Below are 21,709 nucleotides of genomic sequence, written 5' to 3' on the forward strand. Positions count from 1 at the left end.
TCATTTGCAGATTTGTGAAATCAGGATTAGTTCGTGAAGGCAAATTCCGGAATGACAGGAGATTATGTCTGGAACCCAGAAAGGCTCGGAGTCGACTCCGAGCCTTTCTGGGTTGGTACTCAAATAAAAATACCTCTTTAGCCTACTCTTTCTACTTAATGGCAATAAGCCGCACGGGCTGTATCGCTTCTACGGATGGCGTTGTAAGCTTAAACGTGCGTTCTTCCTTCTGAGTCCCCGCTATAATACGGAATGTGTAGGTGCCATCGCTTAGCTCGCTCATATCGAATTGCTGACGGTATGCATTTTGTTTGCTGTTTTTGCTGCATACCGTTTCCTGAAATAGAACCTCACCCCGTTCATTGACCAACATCAGGTCAATCTTGCTTTCTGATTTGTATTTTTCCAGACACAGCCAGAGTTTGGAATTTTTGGCGGCAGGAAACATGGCCGCGGCAAAAACCTTGTCTTGTGACTTGTGATCGTCGGCCAGGGCAGGCGATGAGAAAGAGGCTGTTAGAGCCAAGAGGAGGGTACTGGTGAGTAGTTTAATGGACGTTTTCATTGAGTTGATACTAGTTAAGTGATTACCTTTAGCTGTCAACCCAATGATGCCGTGAAGCCCCTCAAACGCTGTCGTTCTGGAGCAACGGCTTAGAAAAATGATGAGCGGTTAAGGCTCATTCCATAAAGTCTAAATCTTTCCCGAAGGTCTCATCCATTCGGCTCAGCGACCAGAATGATACACCATACACAACAATACCCAACAAACCAGCCGCCATTAAAGCACCCATCGAGGGCTTTAAAGCCTGGAAAATCAATGTCATCGGAATTAGGATACCACGCACAACACTAGGCACAGAGGTCGTGGCCGTATTGCGAAGGTTGGTGCCGTAGAGCTCGGCCACCATAGTCAGATACATAGCAATGTAACCTGTGCAAAGGCCTGCAAATAAGCACACTGTGTAAAGGCCGCTCGCCGTTTTGATGCCGCCAAATAGATAGATTCCACAAAACAGAGTGCCAAAAAGTAACAGGCCCGTAATAGCTTTCAGACGCGATTTCAGCCAGTGGCTCAGGGGACCACTGAGCAAATCACCAACGGCCATACCGACGTAGATCATCATAACGCACCGACCGGGTTTTACGACTTCGTCGATACCCAGCGCTTGGCCAAGTTCATTGGCAAACGTGGCCAGAATACCAACAACAAACCAGGTCGGCATACCTACCGACACACACCGAAGATACTTGATAGCTTGTGGCCAACTACTGAAAAAGTACAGAAAATTTCCCCGGCTAACTTCTTTATGCTCGGATTTCATGCGGCTGAAAACCCCCGATTCAAAGACGCTCACCCGAAGCAGGAGCAGGGCAATACCCATACCGCCACCTACCCAGAAAGCCGTGCGCCAGTTGAAATATTCGACAGTAAAGTACGCTACGCCCGCACCGAGATAGCCAATGCCCGCCACAATTGACGAACCATAGCTCCGAATGTTCTTGGGTAGAATTTCGGATACCAGCACAATGGCCGCACCAATTTCGCCGGACAGGCCAACGCCAGCAATAAACCGCAGGAGGGCGTAGGTATTCACGTCCTGCACAAAACCACAGGCAATATTAGTTAATGAATAGGTAACGATGCTTCCGAACAGGACCGACATCCGACCGCGTTTGTCGCCCAGGGCACCCCACAAAAAACCGCCAATTACCAGACCCGCCTGCTGGCAATTGAGAATAAATGTACCAGCTTGCGAAACGTCTATTTCTGATAAACCAAGCGATTGCAGACTCGGCACTCGTACAATGCTGAAAATCAACATGTCATACACATCGACAAAGAAGCCCAGTGCCGACACAATGACAGGTAAGGCAAATAACGGTCGGTAGGAAACGCGGGGAGGGGAGAGGGTTTGCATGAAAAGGGAGTTAGTCAGGCAGTGATGTGGTTGGATTAGGTGAAGTCAGTAGAATGCGATGGAGGTATTCATTTCACTGACTTCACCTACTCCAACCACATCACTACTATTCTTCTAAATAATTCAAATCCTTACCATGCGTTTCGGGGATGGTCAGAATGGAATAAAAGCCGATAATGAAACAAACCAGCCCCACAACGGCTCCGGCGTTGATAATGGCCAGAGACGGTTTTAGGAATTGATACGACATCGTCATGGGAATGACCAGACCCCGTACCATGTTGGGTATGGTGGTGGCGGCCGTAGCGCGAAGGTTGGTGCCAAATTGCTCGGCGCCAATAGTCACGAACATAGCCCAATAGCCAATTCCGAAGCCCATTGCCAGACACAAGCCATACAAAGCCGTGGCCGATTTGATACCCGTAAAGAGATAAACCAGACTGAAAACCAGAGCGATAGCCATGAGTAAGGATACCCCTTTTTTTCTTGAAGCCAGCGCATGGCTGATGAATCCACTGGACAGGTCGCCGAGGGCCAGACCAACATAGCACCACATGATCGCCAGACCCGGCTGAATTTCTTCAGTGATACCGAATGCCTTTCCAAATTCGTTGCTGAACGTAGCCAGAATACCAATTACGAACCAGGTGGGCAGGCCAATACCAATGCATTTGAGGTAGCGGCTGAGCCGGTCGGCATTGGTGAAAAATGAGAGAAAATCGCCCCGGTTAACGTGTTTTTGATCCGTCACATCTTTGAACATCCCCGATTCCACTACACCTACCCGCAATAATAACAGTCCGAAACCTAAGCCACCACCCACGAAAAAAGCGGTTTGCCAATCAAATAATTTAACAGTGAAGTAGGCAACTACGGCGCCAAAAAGACCAACGCCAGCCACGAGCGAAGTGCCGATAGCCCGTTTCTCTTTAGGCAGCACTTCGCTTACCAGCGTGATACCGGCACCCAACTCACCGGCCAACCCGATACCCGCCACAAAACGCATAAGGGCATAGTAGGTAGTGGGGTCCATAAATGTGATGTGCTTGACAAAGCCGCAGGCAATGTTGGCTATTGAATACGTGATAATGCTGCCAAACAGGACCGAAAGACGACCGCGTTTATCGCCTAGAATACCCCAGAAGATACCGCCCAGCAGTAAGCCACCCATTTGCCAGTTGATTATACTGGTACCAACGGTCGAGATCTGGTCGGGTGTGAGGCCGAGGTCTTTCAGACTGGGTACGCGAACAATACCAAAAAGGAGTAAGTCATAAATATCGACAAAGTAACCTAAGGCGGCCACAATAACGGGTAAACCGAATAGCCCGGTCGCAGAGGCTTTTGGTTTAGATGAAACGGTAGGAATAGCCATACGGCAAAATCAAGGATTAAAAAGCGAAATAGTTTTGCAAGTATACGAAATGACCAAAGAAGATTGTGCAGAAAGACGCATCCAGCATAAATCATTGACTACTTTATGGGTACTCGTGTTGCATTGATCTTTATCAGTAAGTACCGACAACCCGTGTCAACGAAAGAAGGGTTTTCATAGAACGGAACTACCCTAGGGTGTCGATTCGCGGGTAATCTATTAAATTTGACCAATTTAAATTTTAAGTAGCTTGATGAAACTATCAACAGCACCAGCCAATTTACCCGACGTTTCAAGAACAACAAATGAGAACAAGGCCTATGCTTGGTATTTCGCAGCCATCAGTGCGGTTTATTTAATCATTGCCGCCGGGCTCGCTGTACGGGTTAAATGGGGGGTTATGGATGAAGATTTTCATCTGGAATCCAGTAAGCCGTTTGCCCAGTTTGGGATCAATTACACCACCTTGTATAATCATGTACCACCCACGGGTGTATCCAGTCACTTTTGGTTTGCTTTTTGGCTCTGGTTATTTCCGGGTATTGATTACATCGGTCTTCGTCTGATTACCTGCGCCGGGCTAGCGTTGCTCGTAGGCCTGATTTACTTTTATCTAAGAACAATTTCGGTTGATTCACAGCGGAAAATCCTGGGTGCCAGTTTATTTATGCTGGCTTTCCCTTATTTTTTCCTGAGTGTCTCTACCGTTATGACGGAAGGCCCGTCTTATATTTTTCTGTTTGCCAGTCTGTTGATTCTTGCCGTTTCACGACTTAGGCAGCTTCCCCTCTTTTTTCTGGCTTGCGTGCTGCTGGGATGCACAACGGTGTCGCGCTTTTATTTTATTCCTCTTTTACCGGCTCTGTTTGTTGTTTTGTTTGTAGCTGATTGGGAGCAATACAACCAGCAGGGTGCCGTAAACGAGTTGGGCCGTAAACTACTGAGATACTTGTTTATTGCTGTGGGGATACTGCCACTGGTTGGCCTCGCTATTATATGGGGTGGGTTAACGCCACCAGCCTTCCATCAGTGGTCCAAGTTACGTTCGGGTATCAGTTTCAATACCTTCCGGCCCCTGTCAACATTCATATTGATAGGTATTTATGTTGCTCCTATTGTGCTGGTTAATGTGTATTGGAAGGCTAAAGGACTACTACGTTCGGTTGGTATTGGGGTAGCTGTCGCCCTGATTTTAGCGCTGGTAAATGTTAATCTCTTTCACGATTCTTCGTCAGTTAACGACGTAACAAGTGGGCCGGTTGAGCATACGTTAGCTTGGCTGATATCGAGAGGTGAGTTGGCTTATCGGGCAGGGCTTTTTATGTTTTATAGCTTGAGCTTTATCAGTATGGCAGTCATTATACCGTGGATAGTCGATTTTGTCAAGGCAAAAGATTATTCCGATAAGGCGCTTGTCTATTCGATTGCGTTTGTTGTGCTCTTCGTTATTTCTCAGGCGTTTGTGGGCGGAAATCATCCGTTTTTCGAGCGTTATCTTACGCACCCGTGGCCGTTTCTGGGCTATATACTGGTCTGTATGTTTCCTAGATTCCTTACAACACGAACGTATCTGGCGTTGGGCGTATTTACCGTCTTCTCGGTATTTATGTTAATTAAGTGGGGGGTACAGTAAACCGGTGTCGAATTTTCAATGACCGGTATTTTAACCGATTTAGTGTTTACCACTCACTGATTAAAACTCAGTAGGGATCAATAGTACTCAAGGGCGTTTCCGGGTCTATTTCCGCTAAGGGTTCGGGCTGGGGCGCTTGTCTCAAAACTGGTGCAGGTTTTGGTAAAAATTGATAACTGCCATAAGCCGTTCCTAACCACCAGACTTTCAGGCCCACACGAGCGAAAATCAATGTTTGCTGGATTAAAAACATAACGCCAATAGTGAGCCAGCCGCTCATCAGAATGGCTTCGTCAAGTAAATAGTAGATCCCAAACAGGGCAGTTCCCAACAGGATCATCAACCAATACAAGCCATATGTCCGGGCGGGGTTTCGCATAACGAGTCGCCCGGCATGCCCAAATGCACGAAAGGCATTGTGCTCATCTTCCCGAAACATGAGCACCTTTGCATAGTCGCCTATACAAAGCATTAGCGTAGCCGTTACCGCAAAGAGTGAAAAGAAACCGGCTCCTATCCAGAAGAGGCCGCGTTCTGTAAAAGAATCGTTGACCGCAATGCTGACTAACGAGCCTATAACCAGCCACAGGCCGCCCCCAACCACAACAAAAAGCAGTGTAACACCAAAAAGCCGCAGGAACCGTCCGGTATAATGCGCGCATCCCTGCCAGAACATACCACTACTAAATGGCGTGTTCGGCTGCGAAAAACGCAACAGGATTCCGCCCGCAAAAAAGACGCTTAGAAATACATATACTATGCCTAACCAACGGCCAACACTCATTAGCGGAGAAATGACCCGTCCACTGCGATTCATAAAGTCAGAATAGACCGTGTAATCGAAGCCTTTGAGCAAATTCAGAAAGGCCAGCGAATTCTGGTCTTCAACCTTGAGGGTATTATAAAACGGGAACGCAACCAGCAATCCCAACACCAGGGTGATGCCATAAATCAGCCACAAGAGCCGAAACGATTGCATCGTTTGGCCGAAGGATGTGCAGAGAGAGTTCACGTTCTTATACAGGGTTTCAGGTTCGCTGACTCGATGAAATTACAGGGGATTTTAACTGAGATCTGGCAAATGAAATTTATTTATTGTCAGAAAGCGGGTGTTCGGTTCTGATTTTCTCCTGCAATTTCAGAAAGCCATCAATTAACGCTTCCGGTCGCGGTGGGCAGCCGGGCACATACACATCAACCGGAATGATCCGATCAACTCCTTTCACAACGTGGTAACCATGCTGCCAGTAGGGCCCGCCACAGTTGGAGCATGACCCCATCGAGATCACATAACGGGGTTCAGGCATTTGTTCGTAAAGTCGTCGAATCCGGTCAGCCATTTTGTAGGTTACCGTGCCGGATACAATCATAACATCAGACTGACGGGGCGAAGGACGCGGAAAAATGCCGAACCGTTCGAGGTCGTAACTGGCCGCAAAGGCCTGCATCATTTCAATAGCGCAGCACGCTAGCCCAAAGCTCAGGGGCCACATGGATTTTTCCCGCGACCAATTCAGCAGGTCTTCGGAATGCATCATGATTACACTGGCTTCGCCAGTCTTGTCGGCTATAGATTGGGGTGTCATCGTTTTAATTAGGATTAGGCAAACTATTGATCATGTCTTCCTGATACCGGATTGTGAAGGGTTCTATCTGACGGAATAGAAATAGTTCGGGATTGTTTCGATCCAGCGGACGAATAACCCGGCCACTTATATTACTAATGAGCGAGCCTACCAATAACCCGGCGGCTGCACCGCCAGCCGCAGAGAGTGTTATGGTAAGGCCATAAATAAGGGGTGTGCGAACCTGGTTTTTCTGCAAGGATTGGTTGGCAGCATACCCCGTTAGTAAGCCGCCAACAATGGCTCCGCTTATAAACGCATTCTTTTTACTATTTCGACGAACAATCACTTTGCGGATAGTTGCCAATTGAACAAGGCCTCCCCGGCTATTGTTGGTTGCTCCTACTCTAAGGTACGAGTCATCAACGTCGGACAGTAAACCCCGAAGGCGCTGTCCGGTTTTCAACACAACCGTAACCCGATAAACAGCAGCTTCATGTTGTTGGGCAAATAACCCAACCGATACCAACAAATGTAGGGCTACTGCCAAACAGGTATGACGCAGCAAACGTTGACTTATCGCCTGTACCGTTCGTTTACCTGCTGGTATAGTTGGTCGGGTACTTTGGTTTCTATTGATGGTACTTTGGGTTGTGGTTTGACCCAGTCAAGGTAACCTTTTGCCCATACATAGGCAAGACCGAGGGCAAGAACGACGACAAACAAAATGGCTTCGGTCAGGGCAAACCAACCCCACAAACCACCTGTCTCGCTAATGTATCGCTCCTGGCCAAATACCGTTGCCCACGGAAAGAGAAAAACCAGTTCGACATCGAACAATACAAATACCAGCGCTACGACATAAAACCGAATGTTGAACTGCACATTAGCGTTGCCAATCGGTTCTTCGCCCGACTCATAGGTACTGTTTTTCTCAACGTTCGGCCTGTGCGGACGCAGCATACGCGCCACAAACAGCACGATGGCGATGAACGCAAACGCAGCTAGAATAAACAGCAGAATGATACCGAAGTCGGAAAGCACGTGGAGCTAATTTATGGTTTTTCGGTTTTCGGCAGGCGTACGCGTGAACAGTTACGCGTCAGCCCACCGAATACCGTAAACCGAAAACCTTATTTCTTCTTCTTTTTTGGGAACAGATTATATACAATCGACACCTGAAGGTTGCGGTTGTAATACGATGCTGTTGCTTCGTTCGATACGTTGGTAAAGCCATACACATAGCGAACATGCAGGCTGAACTTATTGAGCATATCCAGGAAGTCGTAGTGTACTCCTAAAACTGCACCCAGGTCATTTTGCGCACCAGGGCCATTTTCTGAACCCGCATTGAGGGCATAACTGAACTCAGGTCCGGCTTGTATGGTCAGCCCTTCAGTTGGAATGTAGCCAAGCAGGACAGGCACGCTGGAATAGTAATAGGAATGGCTTGATGTTGATCGGCCCCCCACAATTTCCTGTTGAAAAGTACCGCCTTTAACCGCAAGAAGCACTTCGGGCTGGAGCACCAGCTTGTTGTAACGATACCGATACATAACACCCAGGTTGGGTACCAAAGCCCGTTTCGGGATATTGACAGTTGTTCCTGAAATGGACACCTGTGAGAATGAAGCACCTATTTTAACACCGAAATGGCCGCCAATGGGTTTGTCACTTTGCGCCTGCGCAAGCAGGGATGAGGTCACTAAAAAAAATAGAATAAGGAAACGATATGTGTACATACGGGACTGCTGAAAGGTAACTAACCTTACAATAACGAGTTTCTGCCCGGGTAAGCCGGACTGCCCGAAACGTCGGACCGTCGTAAAATTGGTGAAAAAAGTTAAGAAATGGCTGTTAAGATTCGTTAACTGGATGAGCCGGGCAGCTAGTTAAGCCTTGGGTCAACGGGATAATGGGCTATCGACTTATATTCACCTCCCTTGCGTTTCAGGACCTCGCGCCAGAATTCGGTTGTTGGGGTATCGAATAAAAAATCGGCTTTGGTTCGGCTGATGATCCACGCTTTCTGCGTTAGTTCACTGTCCAGCTGCCCTTCGTTCCAACCCGAATACCCGATAAAGAAACGGATATCCCGCTCGGTAATGGTGCCCAGATTGACGGCTTGCTTGATTTGCTCAAAATCGCCACTCCAATATAGATCATCGACCACGCAGATCGAGCCATCAATCAAATCGGGCCGACGATGAATAAAATGCAGGGTATTTTGCTGAACAGGCCCACCCACAAATAGGGGCAAATCGGTATGAATGTCGTCAATAACATCGCCCAGGTGAATATCAGTCACTTGATTCAGAACCAAACCAAAGGTGCCAACGGCGTTATGCTCACAAACCAGTACAACACTGCGTTCAAAGTTATTGTCGCCCATAAAGGGCTCGGCAATCAATAAATCTCCATTCTTAACAATCGGCGAAGACGTATTCATAGGTCAAAATGCGGTTAACGAGTAATGTACTAAAACGCCTTTTCTGTAAGCGATATTGGTTAAAAACTGTTAAATACGCTAGCTGAAGCTATAAAATTGACCTTACGGACGGATTTTTAAATTAGTCTTATTGTAGAGAAGGAAAACATAGTAAATGACCCCTATATCTTACTTCTACTTTATAGATGAACATAACATCACTTATGTGTAGTCGATTAACGTCCTATCAGCTACCCTCATGAAAACGTTTATTTTTATCTTATTGGCAAACACTTGTCTATTAGCACAAAGTAAAGTGTCAATTGCTCCAAGTTACTGGTTTCTACATAGTAACTATAATTACCAAATTCAATCAATTTATGATGGGACAATTAAGGGATATGACGGTTATTCCGTGGCCTCATCTATTGGTCTCAATGCCAGATACCATTTTACACCAAGGTGGGATTTATCGGCTGGATTACTTTACAATAAAACAACATCACATTTGAAGGACCCATCAACTAATGACGTCAGGTTGGGAACCAAATATATCCAATTGCCTATACTCATAAATTTCAGGTCATCTGTCAAACGCATATCACCTTACTTCTCGGCCGGTGCTATTTTAGAGAAAAGTGCATTAGCTGGTAATGATCGGGTAAAGCCAAGTGCTGTTATTGGTATAGGAGTAGATTACAGAATTAGTAAGAATGTTGACTGGTTGGTCCAGCCAACTGGTAGTTACTTATTCTACAAGCCCGATTCAGGGTGGTTATACCAATTTAAAGATTATAACTCATACAGAATTGGCATACAGACTCAACTTATGTTTCACTTCTGAATAAGCGTCACAGACGTTTATTTTAGGGGCTGGCTTAGTATATCTACTAAGTCTAACTATGAAACGAGTCCGGGAATTAACTGACTGCCTGTAACGGTAGTAACCTTTGTTATACCAGCAATACCCATATAAGCAACGCCTTCCTTCGTGTCAATTCGCTGAACAGACTGGCACTCCTGCCCTTGACAAAACTGACTGAAGAAGCAACTACCAATTGTTAACAGGAGAATGTAAATCTTCATGTTGATGTTTTATGCGTGAAATCAGGGTTACTTGCCTGGTAAAAATAGGGTAAAAAGGACATTTGCCATGGTTTCCTGATTGAAAAAACGACCAATTTATTGATTGGACTTGCTGACTATATCTCGTTAGTATTTACCAACTTTGTCTACGCAAGAAAAACTAGATTGACTCAATGCACGATCAGATTCACGACCGGCGCGGTTTTCTCCGGAAAAGTGCTTTAGCTACGCTTACAACGTTAGTAGGTACCCATATTGCTTTTGCCGACAAGATTCCGCCTTTTTATACACCGATAGGCTTCGATTATGATCCTTTGAAGGGCAAGAGTCCTGACATGAAAGTGCTGGGCGATAAACCCTGGAATGTCGAATCGCCCATTCATTTGTTAGACGATGCCATTACGCCCGTCGAAAAGATGTTTATCCGCAACAACGGTTTGATTCCATCCGAACCGATTGATCCGGCGACCTGGACGCTCACTATAAAAGGAGAATCGGTAAAAGCGACAAAAACATACACGCTCAATGACCTCAAAAAACGTTTCAAACCGTATACGTACCAGCTTGTGCTCGAATGTGGCGGTAACGGTCGCTCAGGCTATGAGCCCCAAACAACGGGTAATCCGTGGGATCAGGGAGCCGTTAGCTGCGCCGAGTGGACGGGCGTTCGTCTGAAAGATATTCTGGCCGATGTGGGGCTGAAAGACGATGCCGTTTACATTGGCTATTATGGGAAAGACCCGCACCTGAGTCAGGACCCCACAAAAGTGGCTATCTCTCGCGGGGTGCCGATGAAAAAAGCCCTCGAAAACGAGACGCTTATTGCCTGGGCATTGAACGGAAAGGATATTCCGTTGGCTCATGGCTATCCGCTTCGGCTGGTCATTGGCGGTTGGCCTGCCTCGGTATCGGGCAAGTGGCTGCATACGATTGCCGTTCGGGACAAAATTCACGATGGGGCAAAAATGGAAGGCCATAGCTATAAGATGCCGATTCGGCCTGTACAGCCCGGCGAGAAAATTCCTGAAACACCCGAAAACTTCCGCATCATTGAGTCGATGCCCGTGAAGTCGATGATTACGTACCCTAAAACGGGTGCCATGGTCGATGCAAAAAAAGTGCTTTCCCTGCGCGGTCACGCGTGGGCGGGCGATCGGGCCGTTCAGGAGGTGCAAACATCCATCGACTACGGCGCTACCTGGCAAAAAAGTAAGCTACAGCCACCCAAAAATCGACTCGCGTGGCAACACTGGTCGGCCGAATTAACATTCCCCCAATCAGGTTATTATGAGGTGTGGGTGCGGGCTACCGACAGCAGTGGCGTTACGCAGCCAGTTGTCATTCCCCAATGGAACCCCGGCGGTTATTTAAATAATGCCTGCCATCGGATTGCTGTAAAAGCAAGTTAGGTCTGGCAAAAGCATCAAACGTAATGAAAACAGTAAATACCTTTTTGTTAATTGGCGTCCTACTAATTAGCCTGCTTAGTTTTCAGGGTGTTTATGCGCCCCGGAAACAGACAGCTTTAATTGCCGTAGCCGACACCGCCAAAATTGATGCCGAATCAGGAATGGTCAATGACCCAAGTCTGATGATGGTAAAAGCACAGTGTACGGCCTGCCATTCGTCGAAACTCATCTTGCAGCATCGGTTTAGCCGGGCTGGCTGGCTGGAACGTATCCGCTGGATGCAGAAATACCATAAACTCTGGGACTTGGGCGAATCGGAGAAGGTCGTGCTGGATTATCTCGAAAAAAATTACGGGCCTCAGACAGCCGTTAATCTGACAAATTTTCGACGCACTCCACTGAAAGAAGTCAAATGGTATAAACTGGATCAATAAGCAGGTATTCGTTCTTGAAAAACGTGCATCACTATGCTATTCCTGAAACGTCAGGCCTACTTTTTTGCCAGAAATGCGTTCGAGTAAGGGCCGAAGCATCTGGTTGGCATTTTGACGCGTTTGGTTGAGGATGCCGCCGTTCAATGCCGATTGTTTTACCAGATGCTCCGCTTTTCTGTAGGCATCGCTTACCAGTTGAGATTCGTTCAGAAAGGAGAACCGGGTGTCATACACCCTTGACCGGTCGTGGTTGATTTTCCAGGTGCAAAGCTCAGCTTTGGGAAGCTTGATAGTGATCGAATCGGTACCGGCCACAATGTCGTCCAGCTTGATTTGTGTTAGGTCAATACAGCCCGTGGCTTCTCCTTCCACGATTAAAATGGCGTTTGCATTGGGTAGAAACGTATTTACCTGCTCGTGTTCGACAATGTCTTTGAAGGTATATTTCACCAACTCCAGTTTTCCAAGCGCCTTCACTTCCGTCAAAACAATGCTCTGCGTTGTGTTTTCCCCCCGCCGGAATCGACTCATAAAACCGTTCCCACGAATCTGCTCCCAAAGGGCGATCAGGCCGGCCACTAGTAAGGTAATAAGGAATAGACGTAACAGTGTATTGATGAGTCGGGTCATAGAGTATGAAAAAGTAGGTTACTTGATTATGAGGCCAGGGTGTTGACCGTACTGAGCGGTAGTTAACGAAAGTTGTTGCGAAATCTGGCTGAACTTAACAATATTTAACGAATCAAAGCCCGGCCCTATCACTAAATTTGGCCAATTGCCGCAACTGCTTTCTGGCTCACACGTGTACAACGCCAAGGCAGATGTTCACTTGTCTAAACCTGAATAAACCAATAGTTAAAATGAAGAATACGTTTGTTTATGCGCTTGCAGGCGTTTTGTCATTAGTTTGTTTGGCTGTAGAAGCCCAAACGATGAAAATAGGTCATACGAGGATCGACTATATTTTATCTCTAACGCCTGAAAACAAGGTAATTACGGATTTATTAACAAATCAGCAGAAGCAAACACAGACTGAGATTAACCGGTTACAGCAGGAATTGCAGGATAAATATGCCCTGTATCAAAAAGGTGTAGCTCAGATGACAGATATTATTCGAAAAGACAGAGAAACGGAATTGCAGGGTTTGCAGTCTCGTATTCAGGAATTTAGTCGAACCTCCGACGAAGCTATCCAAAACAAATACAAGCAGCTGATATGGCCAACCGTTGCTAAAATCCAGCAGGCTATTGACACTGTTGCTAAGCAAAACGGCTACACACACATCTTAAGCACCGGAAATACCGGCGCTATACTTTACGCGCCTGAAGAAACCAATATTACAGAACTGGTCCTTAAGTATTTAGATATCACACCTGGTCAAAATGTGGGACAACCTGCTAAAGCTCCCAGTCCATCGACACCCGCGAAACGAGTAGCGCCGAAACCGGCTAAAAAGAAATAGCCATTTGCACAGCTAGCGTAACGCAAGATCACCAGGCAGAAAAGCAAAATGCCCGACTCAGCAATAAGTCGGGCATTTTATTTGACGGAAACGTCAGTTAGTACGTATGTTTTTGTTCGTCTACTGAGTGCTTTTCTAAATCGAATAAATCGTTCAGTACGTCAATCAGTGTTTCGGCTTCACCCCGTTTGCAGGCTGCTTTGAGTTGAAGAACGGGTAATTTTATTATTTTCTGCATAATACCCCGTGTGATTTTGTCTACTTTTTCTGACTCACCAGGTGTAAGATGTTTCAAATGGCGGGCAATTTCATCGCGACGAATCTGCTCCAGCGCATTTTTGAGTTTGTTGATCGTAGGCGATACAACCATCTCTTTCGACCAGTCGCCAAACTCTGCCACGGCCTGCGTAACAATCGCTTCGACCTGTGGAATAGCCGCTAAACGCTGGTTCAACGCTTCGTCGGCACGGTTACGGATATGGTCGATGTTGTACACCAGAACACCCGGAATCTGTTCAACGGCAGCATCAACACTGCGGGGTACAGATAGGTCAATAAAATATTTGAACGTCAGTACGTTTACGTCTTTAAGAAGCTCGGGGGTAATTAGTGGCTCATCGCGCATAATCGACGAAATGATCACATCGGCCCGGCGAATTTCGTCGGTCAGATTATCAAAGTCGGCTACCCGGAAACCGTATTGACTGGCAAGTACATCTGCCTTCGATTGGGTACGGTTGCAGAGCGTAATATTCGTCAGATTGCGGGCTTCGAGGTTTTTACAAACGTCGGTGCCAATTTCGCCCAGCCCAATGACCAGTACACTTGGGTTTTGCTTTTCGCCAATCAACTCGTCGATCAACTCAACCGCAGCGTAAGAAACAGAAGCGGCTCCGTCGCGGAAGGGTGTTTCCTGGGTTACTCGTTTATTGGTAAAGAAAATTGTGTGCATCAGTCGATGCAAAAACGGACCGGCCATATCCAAATCGGCCGACCATTGGTACGACTGTTTCACCTGATTCGGGATTTGCATATCGCCAACAACCTGCGAATGCAAGCCAACGCACACTTCGAACAAATGCCGAACGGCCTGATCGTGGGCGCCGAAAAACTGGAAATAAGGCAAATACGTGTCGGTATCTGTCAGGCCTTTTTCAATGAGTAACAGCCGGGCAATATCGGCGTTTAGATCCTGATCAAAGGCATAATAGACCTCGGTGCGGTTGCAGGTTGAAATGACCAGCAAATCGGACAGACCGAAAAAGTCTTTCAGCCGGAACATCAGCCGCTTGGCTTCGTCTTCGTTAAGTGCAATTAGTTCACGCACCTGAAGGGGTGCCGTTTTGTAGGATAAACTAATTGTTTTGAAGGTGTCTAACATGGTGGTAAATCACGCAAATTGGCTAGTAGCCTTTACAAATTTACGGCATAATTGCCGGACATAGACATACCCAATACAATGGATTTGCTATTTAGAATTCGTCCAAATAATTGACTAAATTCTTTGCTCAATCCTATTCAAATAGATAACGTAGCGGCCAGGTTTGTGGTTCTTATCTGCACAATTAAACCGATTTTCACGTTTACCTGATACAGGAATGTAGTTAGTATCTGAACGATCAATTACTTTACGGTTTAGTCGCCTGATACCCTTTATTTTGTAACACCACACAGGTTTCTTTTAGTCAACGGTCAATTTGGCCTTTTACACGAAAGGAGCAAGACGATATGCTGAAGTCATTTGATATTTATAATCAGAATAACGTTCTGAAAATTATTGTTGCCCTGAACCTGCTTCTGGTTGGAACGGGGTCATTACTTTATACAGACCGGCTTATTAATCGGCTGGAGGATCGGGAGGAACAGTATGTACAGCTTTACGCTAAAAGTATAGGTTATCTGTTTGGTTCAAGTCACCCAAATGCCGGCGACCTTACATTCGTAACCGATCAAATCATTCAGGCTAACACAACCATACCCGCTATTTATGTTGATCCAAGCGGAGCATTTGCAGCGCACAAAAATATTGACGACATGCCTGCCGGGTTGACGCCTGAAGAAACCCAGAAATTTTTAAAGCAAAAGACGCTCGAAATGCGTAAGAAGCATGGACCATTGATTGTGGATTTAGGCGATGGCGAACAGGGACTGGTTTATTACACCAACTCAAGCCTGCTTCGACAGATAGCCTATTTTCCGTATGCGTTGCTGGCTATTCTTACCGCTTTGGGCCTGTTGGCATATCTGTCGTTCAGCTCATCACGCAGGGCTGAGCAAAACCGGGTTTGGGTTGGGTTAGCCAAAGAAACGGCTCACCAACTTGGTACACCTATGTCGTCGCTTATGGCGTGGGTGGAGTATATGCGCTCAGACCCTGACCAGTTTGACGGATCAATCACCGACGAAATCGAGAAAGATGTTCAACGTCTGGAAACAATTACCGCTCGTTTTTCGAGTATCGGCTCTGTACCAACGCTAAAAGAAGAAGACGTGAACGAAGTTGTCCGGCAGTTTACGGATTACCTCGCAAAGCGTATTTCGACAAAGGTAAAAATGAGCGTTACCAGCCAGTTGCCACCCGGTCAGCAGGTGCAAATCAATAAACTACTGTTCGAATGGGTAATCGAAAACATCTGTAAAAATGCCGTCGATGCTATGAAAGGGGTAGGGGAGTTGCGGCTGAATATGGTATCGCTGCCACATCAGGAAGTAGCCATCGACATTACTGATACGGGTAAAGGAATGTCTAAAGCCCACATGCAAAAAGTATTCTCGCCCGGTTTTAGTACCAAAAAGCGAGGCTGGGGACTGGGCCTGACACTAGCCAAGCGAATTGTGGAAGAGTACCACGATGGGCGGCTCTTTGTAAAAAATTCAGAAGTGGGGAAGGGAACAACGTTTCGAATTGTACTCAACAGGAAATAGGCGATCGTAACTTACTTTTCTGCTTTTAAAAATCAACGTTTTTAAGAGTCAAGCCCGGTAGCTTAGCCAAATGTGCCAAATCCATCAACCGATGAACCCGTTTTCAGAGTTAGCGTTTTAACATTGCCCAACGACTTGATTTTCGGTGCACTATACTTTTTTTTAGCTATCAAACCTGCTCTCTTTTCTGTCATGGTACTTATTCCTAGAACTAATGTATAAGGATAAAGGAGTAATTTTAAAATTGAATCTGTTATATCGTTGCAAGATAAGTAATAATACAATATTGTTAAAATCGTTTACTTATTTGTTTTCAAGTACTTTTCGGCCTACCTAAATGCGGAGCACTTTCCGGAAGATTAAGGAAGGCTGAATCTAATACGGGGAGTTTAACACGGATTTATAGAAAAATAGGCATGATGAAAAGCAGAGGGTGTTTCATAAACCATACCTTAATGATATGGCCTACGAAACACCCTTTACTCTGTTCTGGTATAAGCTATAAGGTTTTGGGAAATGGAACTGAGATCGTGTCGGTTTCAACTATGTTGCTGGTATTCAGAACCCGATCCCGAATTTCAATCTGAAATTTGGTTGGGTATAGTTGATAACTTGTGCCGTACTGAAAAATTTGATTGAAGTCCAGCGAGCCTTCAATAGCCCCTTTTGGTTTGCCCTTGGTGAGGTCTGGAATGTACAGTGTGTTATTAACGGCTTGCAATAATTCTTCGTATTTGTTATTGACAAGCCGGAAGGTACGAATTCTATAACTACCCCAGTTACCATTTGATTGGTACAGAAGAGAATCGGCCTTCGGTAATGGAATACTGTTGCCAATGTTTCCATCGCCGTCTTTAAAACCAACGGTAATAACAACGGAATCCCGCTTGCCTTTACCTACGCCTTTACCCGCTTCAATAGTATATTTAAACATCCCCTCATAATTGATGGCGGGGGTATTTGAGTAATTGGGTTCGTTAAAACAGGACGATAGCGTAAGGACTATGCCTACTACGAAAAGATACGGTTGAATTAGTTGCCGTCGCATACTGTTGTATTCGTTGTGCAATAAACGCTTTTGTTACTTTGTCTTTCTTATCAACACTCTCAGCCGAGATCGCTGCACGCCGGCAGTTACTTCGGCAACAAATTCTGACGCTTGGTTTCGGTTCACCCGACCGCGACGCATTCGAGTCTCTGGCTTTGGCCGTTTTTCGCTATCAGGCGGCTTACAATCCCTTATATGCAGCTTACCTGCACCACCTGAACATTCTGCCCGAAACGGTTTCTGACTTGCGCCAGATACCGTTCATGCCTATTAATTTTTTTAAAATGCATCCGGTATTAACGGGTATCGATGCAAACCAACCCGTGGTAAACGGTGAAACCGAACTAACCTTTGCCAGCAGTGGTACTACCGATCGTAGTGTTGGTCCGGTGGTAACCAGTCAACATTTGGTGCCCGATCCAGACCTCTACGAAGCCATCAGTATCCGGATTTTTGAGGAAACGTATGGCCCACTTAGCAATTTCCACATTCTGGCTTTACTGCCGTCCTATCTTGAACGAAATAACTCCTCGCTCGTGTATATGGTTCAGCAATTTATGGACAGAAGCGTACGCTCACAAGCGGATACTAACCAGTCGGGATTTTTCCTTCATAATCATCGAGAATTAACAGAACGACTGCGGCAACTTGCTCAACAGCCTGATCAAAAGCGGATTTTGCTCATTGGTGTTACGTTTGGCTTGCTCGATTGGGCTGAATCAGAACCGGACTTGTCGTTTCTGGGCCAGCTACCCAATCTGGTTGTTATGGAAACAGGCGGTATGAAAGGTCGTCGGAAAGAACTCCTGCGCGAAGAGGTACATGAAATCCTGACAGACAGGCTGGGCGTGAAAGCAATCCATTCCGAATATGGCATGACCGAACTTCTTTCTCAGGCTTATTCGGCGGGCCGGGGAATATTCCGTCCAAGTTCAACCCTGCGTATTTTTCTGCGTGATATTAATGACCCGTTTTCCATCTATCCCGATCAGCCAGTTCAGACCCGCACCGGCGAGCGTCGCACTGGAGGTATTAATGTTGTCGACCTGGCCAATCTGGATTCATGTTCGTTTATCGAAACGCAGGATTTGGGGCAATATGTTGCCGAGGAAGAAATGCCGGGTAGTTTTCGGGTTATTGGCCGCTTCGATAATTCCGACGTGCGGGGCTGTAACCTGATGACTATCTGAACCGCGTAACCTGGACCGGGATTTTCTTAAGATTTAAAGGATTAAACAAGATTATCGAATAGAGCTCTTCGAACTATTCAAACAGGATAAGGATACTTTACCTGTTGGATAATCTTGTTTAATCCTTTAAATCTTAAGAAAATCCCGGTCCAGGTTACGCGTACAGTTTCACATCATCCAGCATGATTTCATCTCCGCACATAATAACAAGTCGCTCGATCACGTTCCGCAGTTCACGCACGTTACCTGACCAGGGCAATGACTGTAAGTAGTTCATGGCTTCGGGTGTGATCTCTTTAGCCGGAGCGCCGTACTCTGTGGCAATATCATGAAGGAATTTATCTGCCAGAAGTGGAATATCGCCCCGCCGTTCGGTCAGGGGCGGCACATGAATCATGATCACACTCAACCGGTGGAATAAATCTTCCCGAAAATTGCCATTAGCGATTTCCTGACGCAGGTCTTTGTTCGTAGCGGCAATAACCCGTACGTTGACTTTAATCTCTTTATCGCCCCCAACGCGCGTAATTTTACTCTCCTGCAAAGCCCGAAGCACTTTTGCCTGTGCGGAAAGGCTCATGTCGCCAATCTCATCGAGAAAAAGCGTTCCCCCGTCTGCTTGTTCGAACTTGCCTACGCGCCGGGCAGCTGCGCCTGTAAAGGCACCTTTTTCGTGACCAAATAGCTCACTTTCAATGAGTTCTCCTGGAATGGCAGCACAGTTTACTTCAATCAACGGTTGATTGGCTCGACTGCCTTTCTCATGAATTTGTTTGGCAACCATCTCTTTCCCTGAACCATTGGCACCCGTTACAAGTACCCGTGCTTCGGTAGCTGCCACCCGATTGATCGTATCTTTAACCTTCTTGATCGAGTCAGACTCGCCAACGATCTCATTCAGTTTATAGATGCGTTTTTTGAGCGTTTTGGTTTCCTGAACCAATTTTGCCCGTTCAATCGCGTTACGAACCGTAATGAGCAAGCGGTTCAGATCGGGCGGTTTGGTAATGAAATCGAACGCACCACGCTTGGTAGCCTCAACGGCGTTTTCGACATTGCCATAGGCCGAGATCATTATAATCTGCGTACTTTTTTCGGCTTCGTTGACTTTCATGAGCAATTCCAGCCCATTCAGTTTGGGCATCCGAATGTCGCACAGAGCTACGTCGTAGTTCGTACGCATAATCATGTCCAGTCCTTCTTCGCCGTCTTTCGCTTCGTCAACATCGTAGCCTTCATACTCTAAAATATCGCGTAGTGCCGCCCGAATAGGTTTTTCGTCGTCCACGATAATCAGTTTGGCCATACAAATGGGGTAATTTTGAACAGTGAATTGTAAGTGTGTAAAAGTAGTTAGTCCAGGAACGATCCGTTGGAGCGCCAAAGCTATTATTATTGTTAATAAATTATTGATAACTAGTTGGTTACTAATAGATCAATAGCAAAGTAACAGTTTATTACTACTTAGTATAGCCCGAAAATAGGGGATTTTGCATCGGCATCCGTTATAGAAGGGTTGATATTTGCTAAAATCTCTTTTCTTTTTCATAAAATGCCACAATAGTATGCTCACTAGCTGTCTCTATGTGTACAATTAAATAAAAAGCCTGATTCATGAGTTAGTTAAGTATAGGGCCGTTTTTTCACTATAAATTGAGTTACTATTAACTCATTCCATGAAGCGTATGGTTATTCGTAGTTTGCTGATTTGTTCATTGATGGCTTTTTGGGTAACAACGGTTTCGGCCCAGTCGCGCCGACGTGCGCAACTAACGGCTCAGCAAACCAATGGTCCCGTACCCGTTGTAGCCGCTCCGCAAACTCGGTTACTAGAGAGTATGGTGATGGGCAGTTCGCTGATGAACCAGGCCATTAAATTTTCGATCTACCTGCCGCCCGACTACTATACGTCTAACCGACGCTATCCGGTTCTGTATCTATTACATGGTTACGGCGACAACGAAACTAGCTGGATACAGTTTGGTGAAGCCGACCGCATTGCCGACGAGGGTATTAAAAATGGGGAACTTCCCCCTATGATCATTGTGATGCCAAACGGCGGAGCTACCTGGTTTGTGAACGACTACCAGAATAAAGTTCGCTACGAAGATATGTTTGTGCAGGAGCTGATTCCGCATATTGACTCGGCGTTCCGTACGCGTACTCAACGGGAATTTCGGGGAATTTCGGGCCTCTCGATGGGTGGATTTGGCTCGCTCACATTAGCTATGCACCACCCGGAACTGTTTGGTTCGTGTGCTGCCCTCAGCGCAGGTATTCGCACTGATGAAAGTTTTAAGGATATTCCCGATGACCGATATAATCTGGTTTTTGCGCCTGTATTTAGTGGACCGGCAAAAGGAGAAGAACGTCTAACTATTACCTGGAAGCGAAATAGTCCCATTACGCTGGCTAAATCGGCACCGGAAAATGACCTCAAACAAGTACGCTGGTATATCGACTGTGGTGACGATGACGCGCTGACCGTTGGTAATTCGATGTTGCATCTGGCATTGCTCGACCGTAAAATTTCCCATGAGTACCGTGTTCGCGATGGCGCCCATACCTGGTCATATTGGCGCACCGGCCTTCCCGATGCGCTCAAATTCATTGCCACGAGTTTTCACCGATAAAAGGCATTCCTTTTAGCAGTGATGGACTCACTAATTTACTGCCGCTTTTGAATGGGAACAATAGCTTCGGTTTCATCCCATGCCAGCACCATATCGGTACCGTTGGTGGCGGGTCTGAATGAAATATAAAACTGTTCGGCTTTGGGGCTGTGTTTATGCGAAGCAACAGGCACGCGTAGAATGTCTTTTGTTTGGTCGTAATTGGTGCCCCACTGACCGGTTTCACCGTTAAAAATAACAATCCAGCCATCAGGCGAAGGAATGGTCCACAAAGAGTATTCGCCTTTGTCTAGGGGCTGTCCGGCTACAATGACATTCTGGTCGAAGTCAATAACGGTAGCTTCATTGGCACCCGTGCGCCAGACTTGTCCGTAAGGAACCAGTCCACCAAAAATCTTACGTCCTTTTTTATACGGCTGGCAGTAATCAACCTTGATTTGGAGGCCGTTTTGATCGATTTGGGCAATGGCTTCCGGGCTACCGGATTTTGTCCAGCTACGTAAGGAAAAGAAGCCAACAAGGGCTATAGCGGCAATAACACCAAGAATTATAAGGATGCGTTTCATGGACATTCAGTGGTTATGAGCTGATAGATTGC

At 46.3% G+C, this 21,709-nt stretch carries 23 protein-coding genes; 8 read left to right on the top strand and 15 right to left on the bottom strand.

The genetic code is table 11. The features are described from left to right. Nucleotides 1–151 precede the first annotated feature (151 nt). From CWM47_RS22440 to CWM47_RS22450, 3 genes are all read right to left on the bottom strand, one after another. Entirely contained in the window at nt 152–565 is a 414-nt protein-coding gene (locus CWM47_RS22440; protein ID WP_100990423.1) for a hypothetical protein, read from the bottom strand. A 115-nt stretch (nt 566–680) separates the two neighbouring features. Beyond that, nucleotides 681–1,922, bottom strand: a complete 1,242-nt coding sequence (locus CWM47_RS22445) for an MFS transporter (RefSeq protein ID WP_100990424.1) — start codon at nt 1,920–1,922, stop codon at nt 681–683. A 106-nt stretch (nt 1,923–2,028) separates the two neighbouring features. Then, the gene (locus tag CWM47_RS22450; protein WP_100990425.1) at nt 2,029–3,297 is read right to left on the bottom strand and encodes an MFS transporter; all 1,269 of its coding nucleotides are present in this window, start codon (nt 3,295–3,297) and stop codon (nt 2,029–2,031) included. Nucleotides 3,298–3,550: 253 nt separating this feature from the next. Here CWM47_RS22450 and CWM47_RS22455 point away from each other — a divergent pair, with 253 nt between their 5' ends. Continuing rightward, nucleotides 3,551–4,930, top strand: a complete 1,380-nt coding sequence (locus tag CWM47_RS22455) for a hypothetical protein (protein ID WP_100990426.1) — start codon at nt 3,551–3,553, stop codon at nt 4,928–4,930. A 67-nt stretch (nt 4,931–4,997) separates the two neighbouring features. Here CWM47_RS22455 and CWM47_RS22460 read toward each other — a convergent pair whose 3' ends face one another. The 6 genes from CWM47_RS22460 to CWM47_RS22485 form a co-directional block, all read right to left on the bottom strand. Then, nucleotides 4,998–5,942 (bottom strand): hypothetical protein, encoded by a 945-nt coding sequence (locus tag CWM47_RS22460; protein WP_206170536.1) that lies wholly within the window; start codon nt 5,940–5,942, stop codon nt 4,998–5,000. A 76-nt stretch (nt 5,943–6,018) separates the two neighbouring features. Beyond that, a complete protein-coding gene (locus tag CWM47_RS22465) occupies nt 6,019–6,516 on the bottom strand; it encodes an NADH-quinone oxidoreductase subunit B (RefSeq protein ID WP_100990427.1) in 498 nt (165 codons plus the stop codon). A gap of 4 nt (nt 6,517–6,520) precedes the next feature. Continuing rightward, complete coding sequence (locus tag CWM47_RS22470) at nt 6,521–7,045, bottom strand: hypothetical protein (RefSeq protein WP_240625395.1); 525 nt, start codon at nt 7,043–7,045, stop codon at nt 6,521–6,523. 26 nt (nt 7,046–7,071) lie between these two features. Then, nucleotides 7,072–7,539, bottom strand: coding sequence for an NADH-quinone oxidoreductase subunit A (locus CWM47_RS22475; protein WP_100990429.1), 468 nt, complete (start codon nt 7,537–7,539; stop codon nt 7,072–7,074). Between the two features lie 89 nt (nt 7,540–7,628). Next, nucleotides 7,629–8,237, bottom strand: coding sequence for an outer membrane beta-barrel protein (locus CWM47_RS22480; RefSeq protein WP_100990430.1), 609 nt, complete (start codon nt 8,235–8,237; stop codon nt 7,629–7,631). Between the two features lie 146 nt (nt 8,238–8,383). After that, nucleotides 8,384–8,944, bottom strand: coding sequence for a YqgE/AlgH family protein (locus CWM47_RS22485; protein WP_100990431.1), 561 nt, complete (start codon nt 8,942–8,944; stop codon nt 8,384–8,386). 238 nt (nt 8,945–9,182) lie between these two features. On the opposite strand from CWM47_RS22485, the gene CWM47_RS22490 reads away from it, so the two are divergent. Next, nucleotides 9,183–9,767, top strand: a complete 585-nt coding sequence (locus CWM47_RS22490; RefSeq protein ID WP_100990432.1) for an outer membrane beta-barrel protein — start codon at nt 9,183–9,185, stop codon at nt 9,765–9,767. Nucleotides 9,768–9,823: 56 nt separating this feature from the next. Here CWM47_RS22490 and CWM47_RS22495 read toward each other — a convergent pair whose 3' ends face one another. Next, nucleotides 9,824–10,009, bottom strand: coding sequence for a hypothetical protein (locus tag CWM47_RS22495; RefSeq protein WP_100990433.1), 186 nt, complete (start codon nt 10,007–10,009; stop codon nt 9,824–9,826). Nucleotides 10,010–10,182: 173 nt separating this feature from the next. Here CWM47_RS22495 and CWM47_RS22500 point away from each other — a divergent pair, with 173 nt between their 5' ends. Beyond that, nucleotides 10,183–11,418, top strand: coding sequence for a sulfite oxidase (locus tag CWM47_RS22500; protein WP_100990434.1), 1,236 nt, complete (start codon nt 10,183–10,185; stop codon nt 11,416–11,418). Between the two features lie 23 nt (nt 11,419–11,441). Continuing rightward, on the top strand, nt 11,442–11,852 hold the full coding sequence (locus tag CWM47_RS22505) for a hypothetical protein (protein ID WP_100990435.1): 411 nt from the start codon (nt 11,442–11,444) through the stop codon (nt 11,850–11,852). A gap of 36 nt (nt 11,853–11,888) precedes the next feature. Here the strand turns inward: CWM47_RS22505 and CWM47_RS22510 are convergent, their stop codons facing one another. Next, the gene (locus tag CWM47_RS22510) at nt 11,889–12,482 is read right to left on the bottom strand and encodes a DUF4230 domain-containing protein (protein WP_100990436.1); all 594 of its coding nucleotides are present in this window, start codon (nt 12,480–12,482) and stop codon (nt 11,889–11,891) included. Between the two features lie 230 nt (nt 12,483–12,712). Between CWM47_RS22510 and CWM47_RS22515 the strand changes: the two genes are divergently transcribed. Then, nucleotides 12,713–13,315 carry an OmpH family outer membrane protein gene (locus CWM47_RS22515; protein ID WP_240625396.1) on the top strand — a complete coding sequence of 201 codons (603 nt, stop codon included), beginning with the start codon at nt 12,713–12,715 and terminating at the stop codon, nt 13,313–13,315. Nucleotides 13,316–13,412: 97 nt separating this feature from the next. On the opposite strand, the gene hemA is transcribed toward CWM47_RS22515, so the two are convergent. After that, on the bottom strand, nt 13,413–14,696 hold the full coding sequence (gene hemA / locus CWM47_RS22520) for a glutamyl-tRNA reductase (protein WP_100990438.1): 1,284 nt from the start codon (nt 14,694–14,696) through the stop codon (nt 13,413–13,415). Between the two features lie 347 nt (nt 14,697–15,043). Between hemA and CWM47_RS22525 the strand changes: the two genes are divergently transcribed. Beyond that, nucleotides 15,044–16,240, top strand: coding sequence for a sensor histidine kinase (locus tag CWM47_RS22525; RefSeq protein WP_100990439.1), 1,197 nt, complete (start codon nt 15,044–15,046; stop codon nt 16,238–16,240). A gap of 499 nt (nt 16,241–16,739) precedes the next feature. Here the strand turns inward: CWM47_RS22525 and CWM47_RS22530 are convergent, their stop codons facing one another. Continuing rightward, nucleotides 16,740–17,288: a hypothetical protein gene (locus tag CWM47_RS22530; RefSeq protein ID WP_100990440.1), complete on the bottom strand. Its 549-nt coding sequence runs from the start codon at nt 17,286–17,288 to the stop codon at nt 16,740–16,742. 38 nt (nt 17,289–17,326) lie between these two features. Here CWM47_RS22530 and CWM47_RS22535 point away from each other — a divergent pair, with 38 nt between their 5' ends. After that, on the top strand, nt 17,327–18,478 hold the full coding sequence (locus CWM47_RS22535; protein WP_100990441.1) for an acyl transferase: 1,152 nt from the start codon (nt 17,327–17,329) through the stop codon (nt 18,476–18,478). A 154-nt stretch (nt 18,479–18,632) separates the two neighbouring features. Here CWM47_RS22535 and CWM47_RS22540 read toward each other — a convergent pair whose 3' ends face one another. Continuing rightward, nucleotides 18,633–19,784 (bottom strand): sigma-54-dependent transcriptional regulator, encoded by a 1,152-nt coding sequence (locus CWM47_RS22540; RefSeq protein ID WP_100990442.1) that lies wholly within the window; start codon nt 19,782–19,784, stop codon nt 18,633–18,635. 379 nt (nt 19,785–20,163) lie between these two features. Here CWM47_RS22540 and CWM47_RS22545 point away from each other — a divergent pair, with 379 nt between their 5' ends. Next, entirely contained in the window at nt 20,164–21,111 is a 948-nt protein-coding gene (locus tag CWM47_RS22545) for an alpha/beta hydrolase (protein WP_100993996.1), read from the top strand. Between the two features lie 35 nt (nt 21,112–21,146). On the opposite strand, the gene CWM47_RS22550 is transcribed toward CWM47_RS22545, so the two are convergent. Beyond that, nucleotides 21,147–21,677 (bottom strand): DUF2911 domain-containing protein, encoded by a 531-nt coding sequence (locus tag CWM47_RS22550; protein ID WP_100990443.1) that lies wholly within the window; start codon nt 21,675–21,677, stop codon nt 21,147–21,149. Nucleotides 21,678–21,709: the final 32 nt, after the last annotated feature.

This window comes from Spirosoma pollinicola (genome assembly GCF_002831565.1).
In the GTDB taxonomy this organism is placed as follows: domain Bacteria; phylum Bacteroidota; class Bacteroidia; order Cytophagales; family Spirosomataceae; genus Spirosoma; species Spirosoma pollinicola.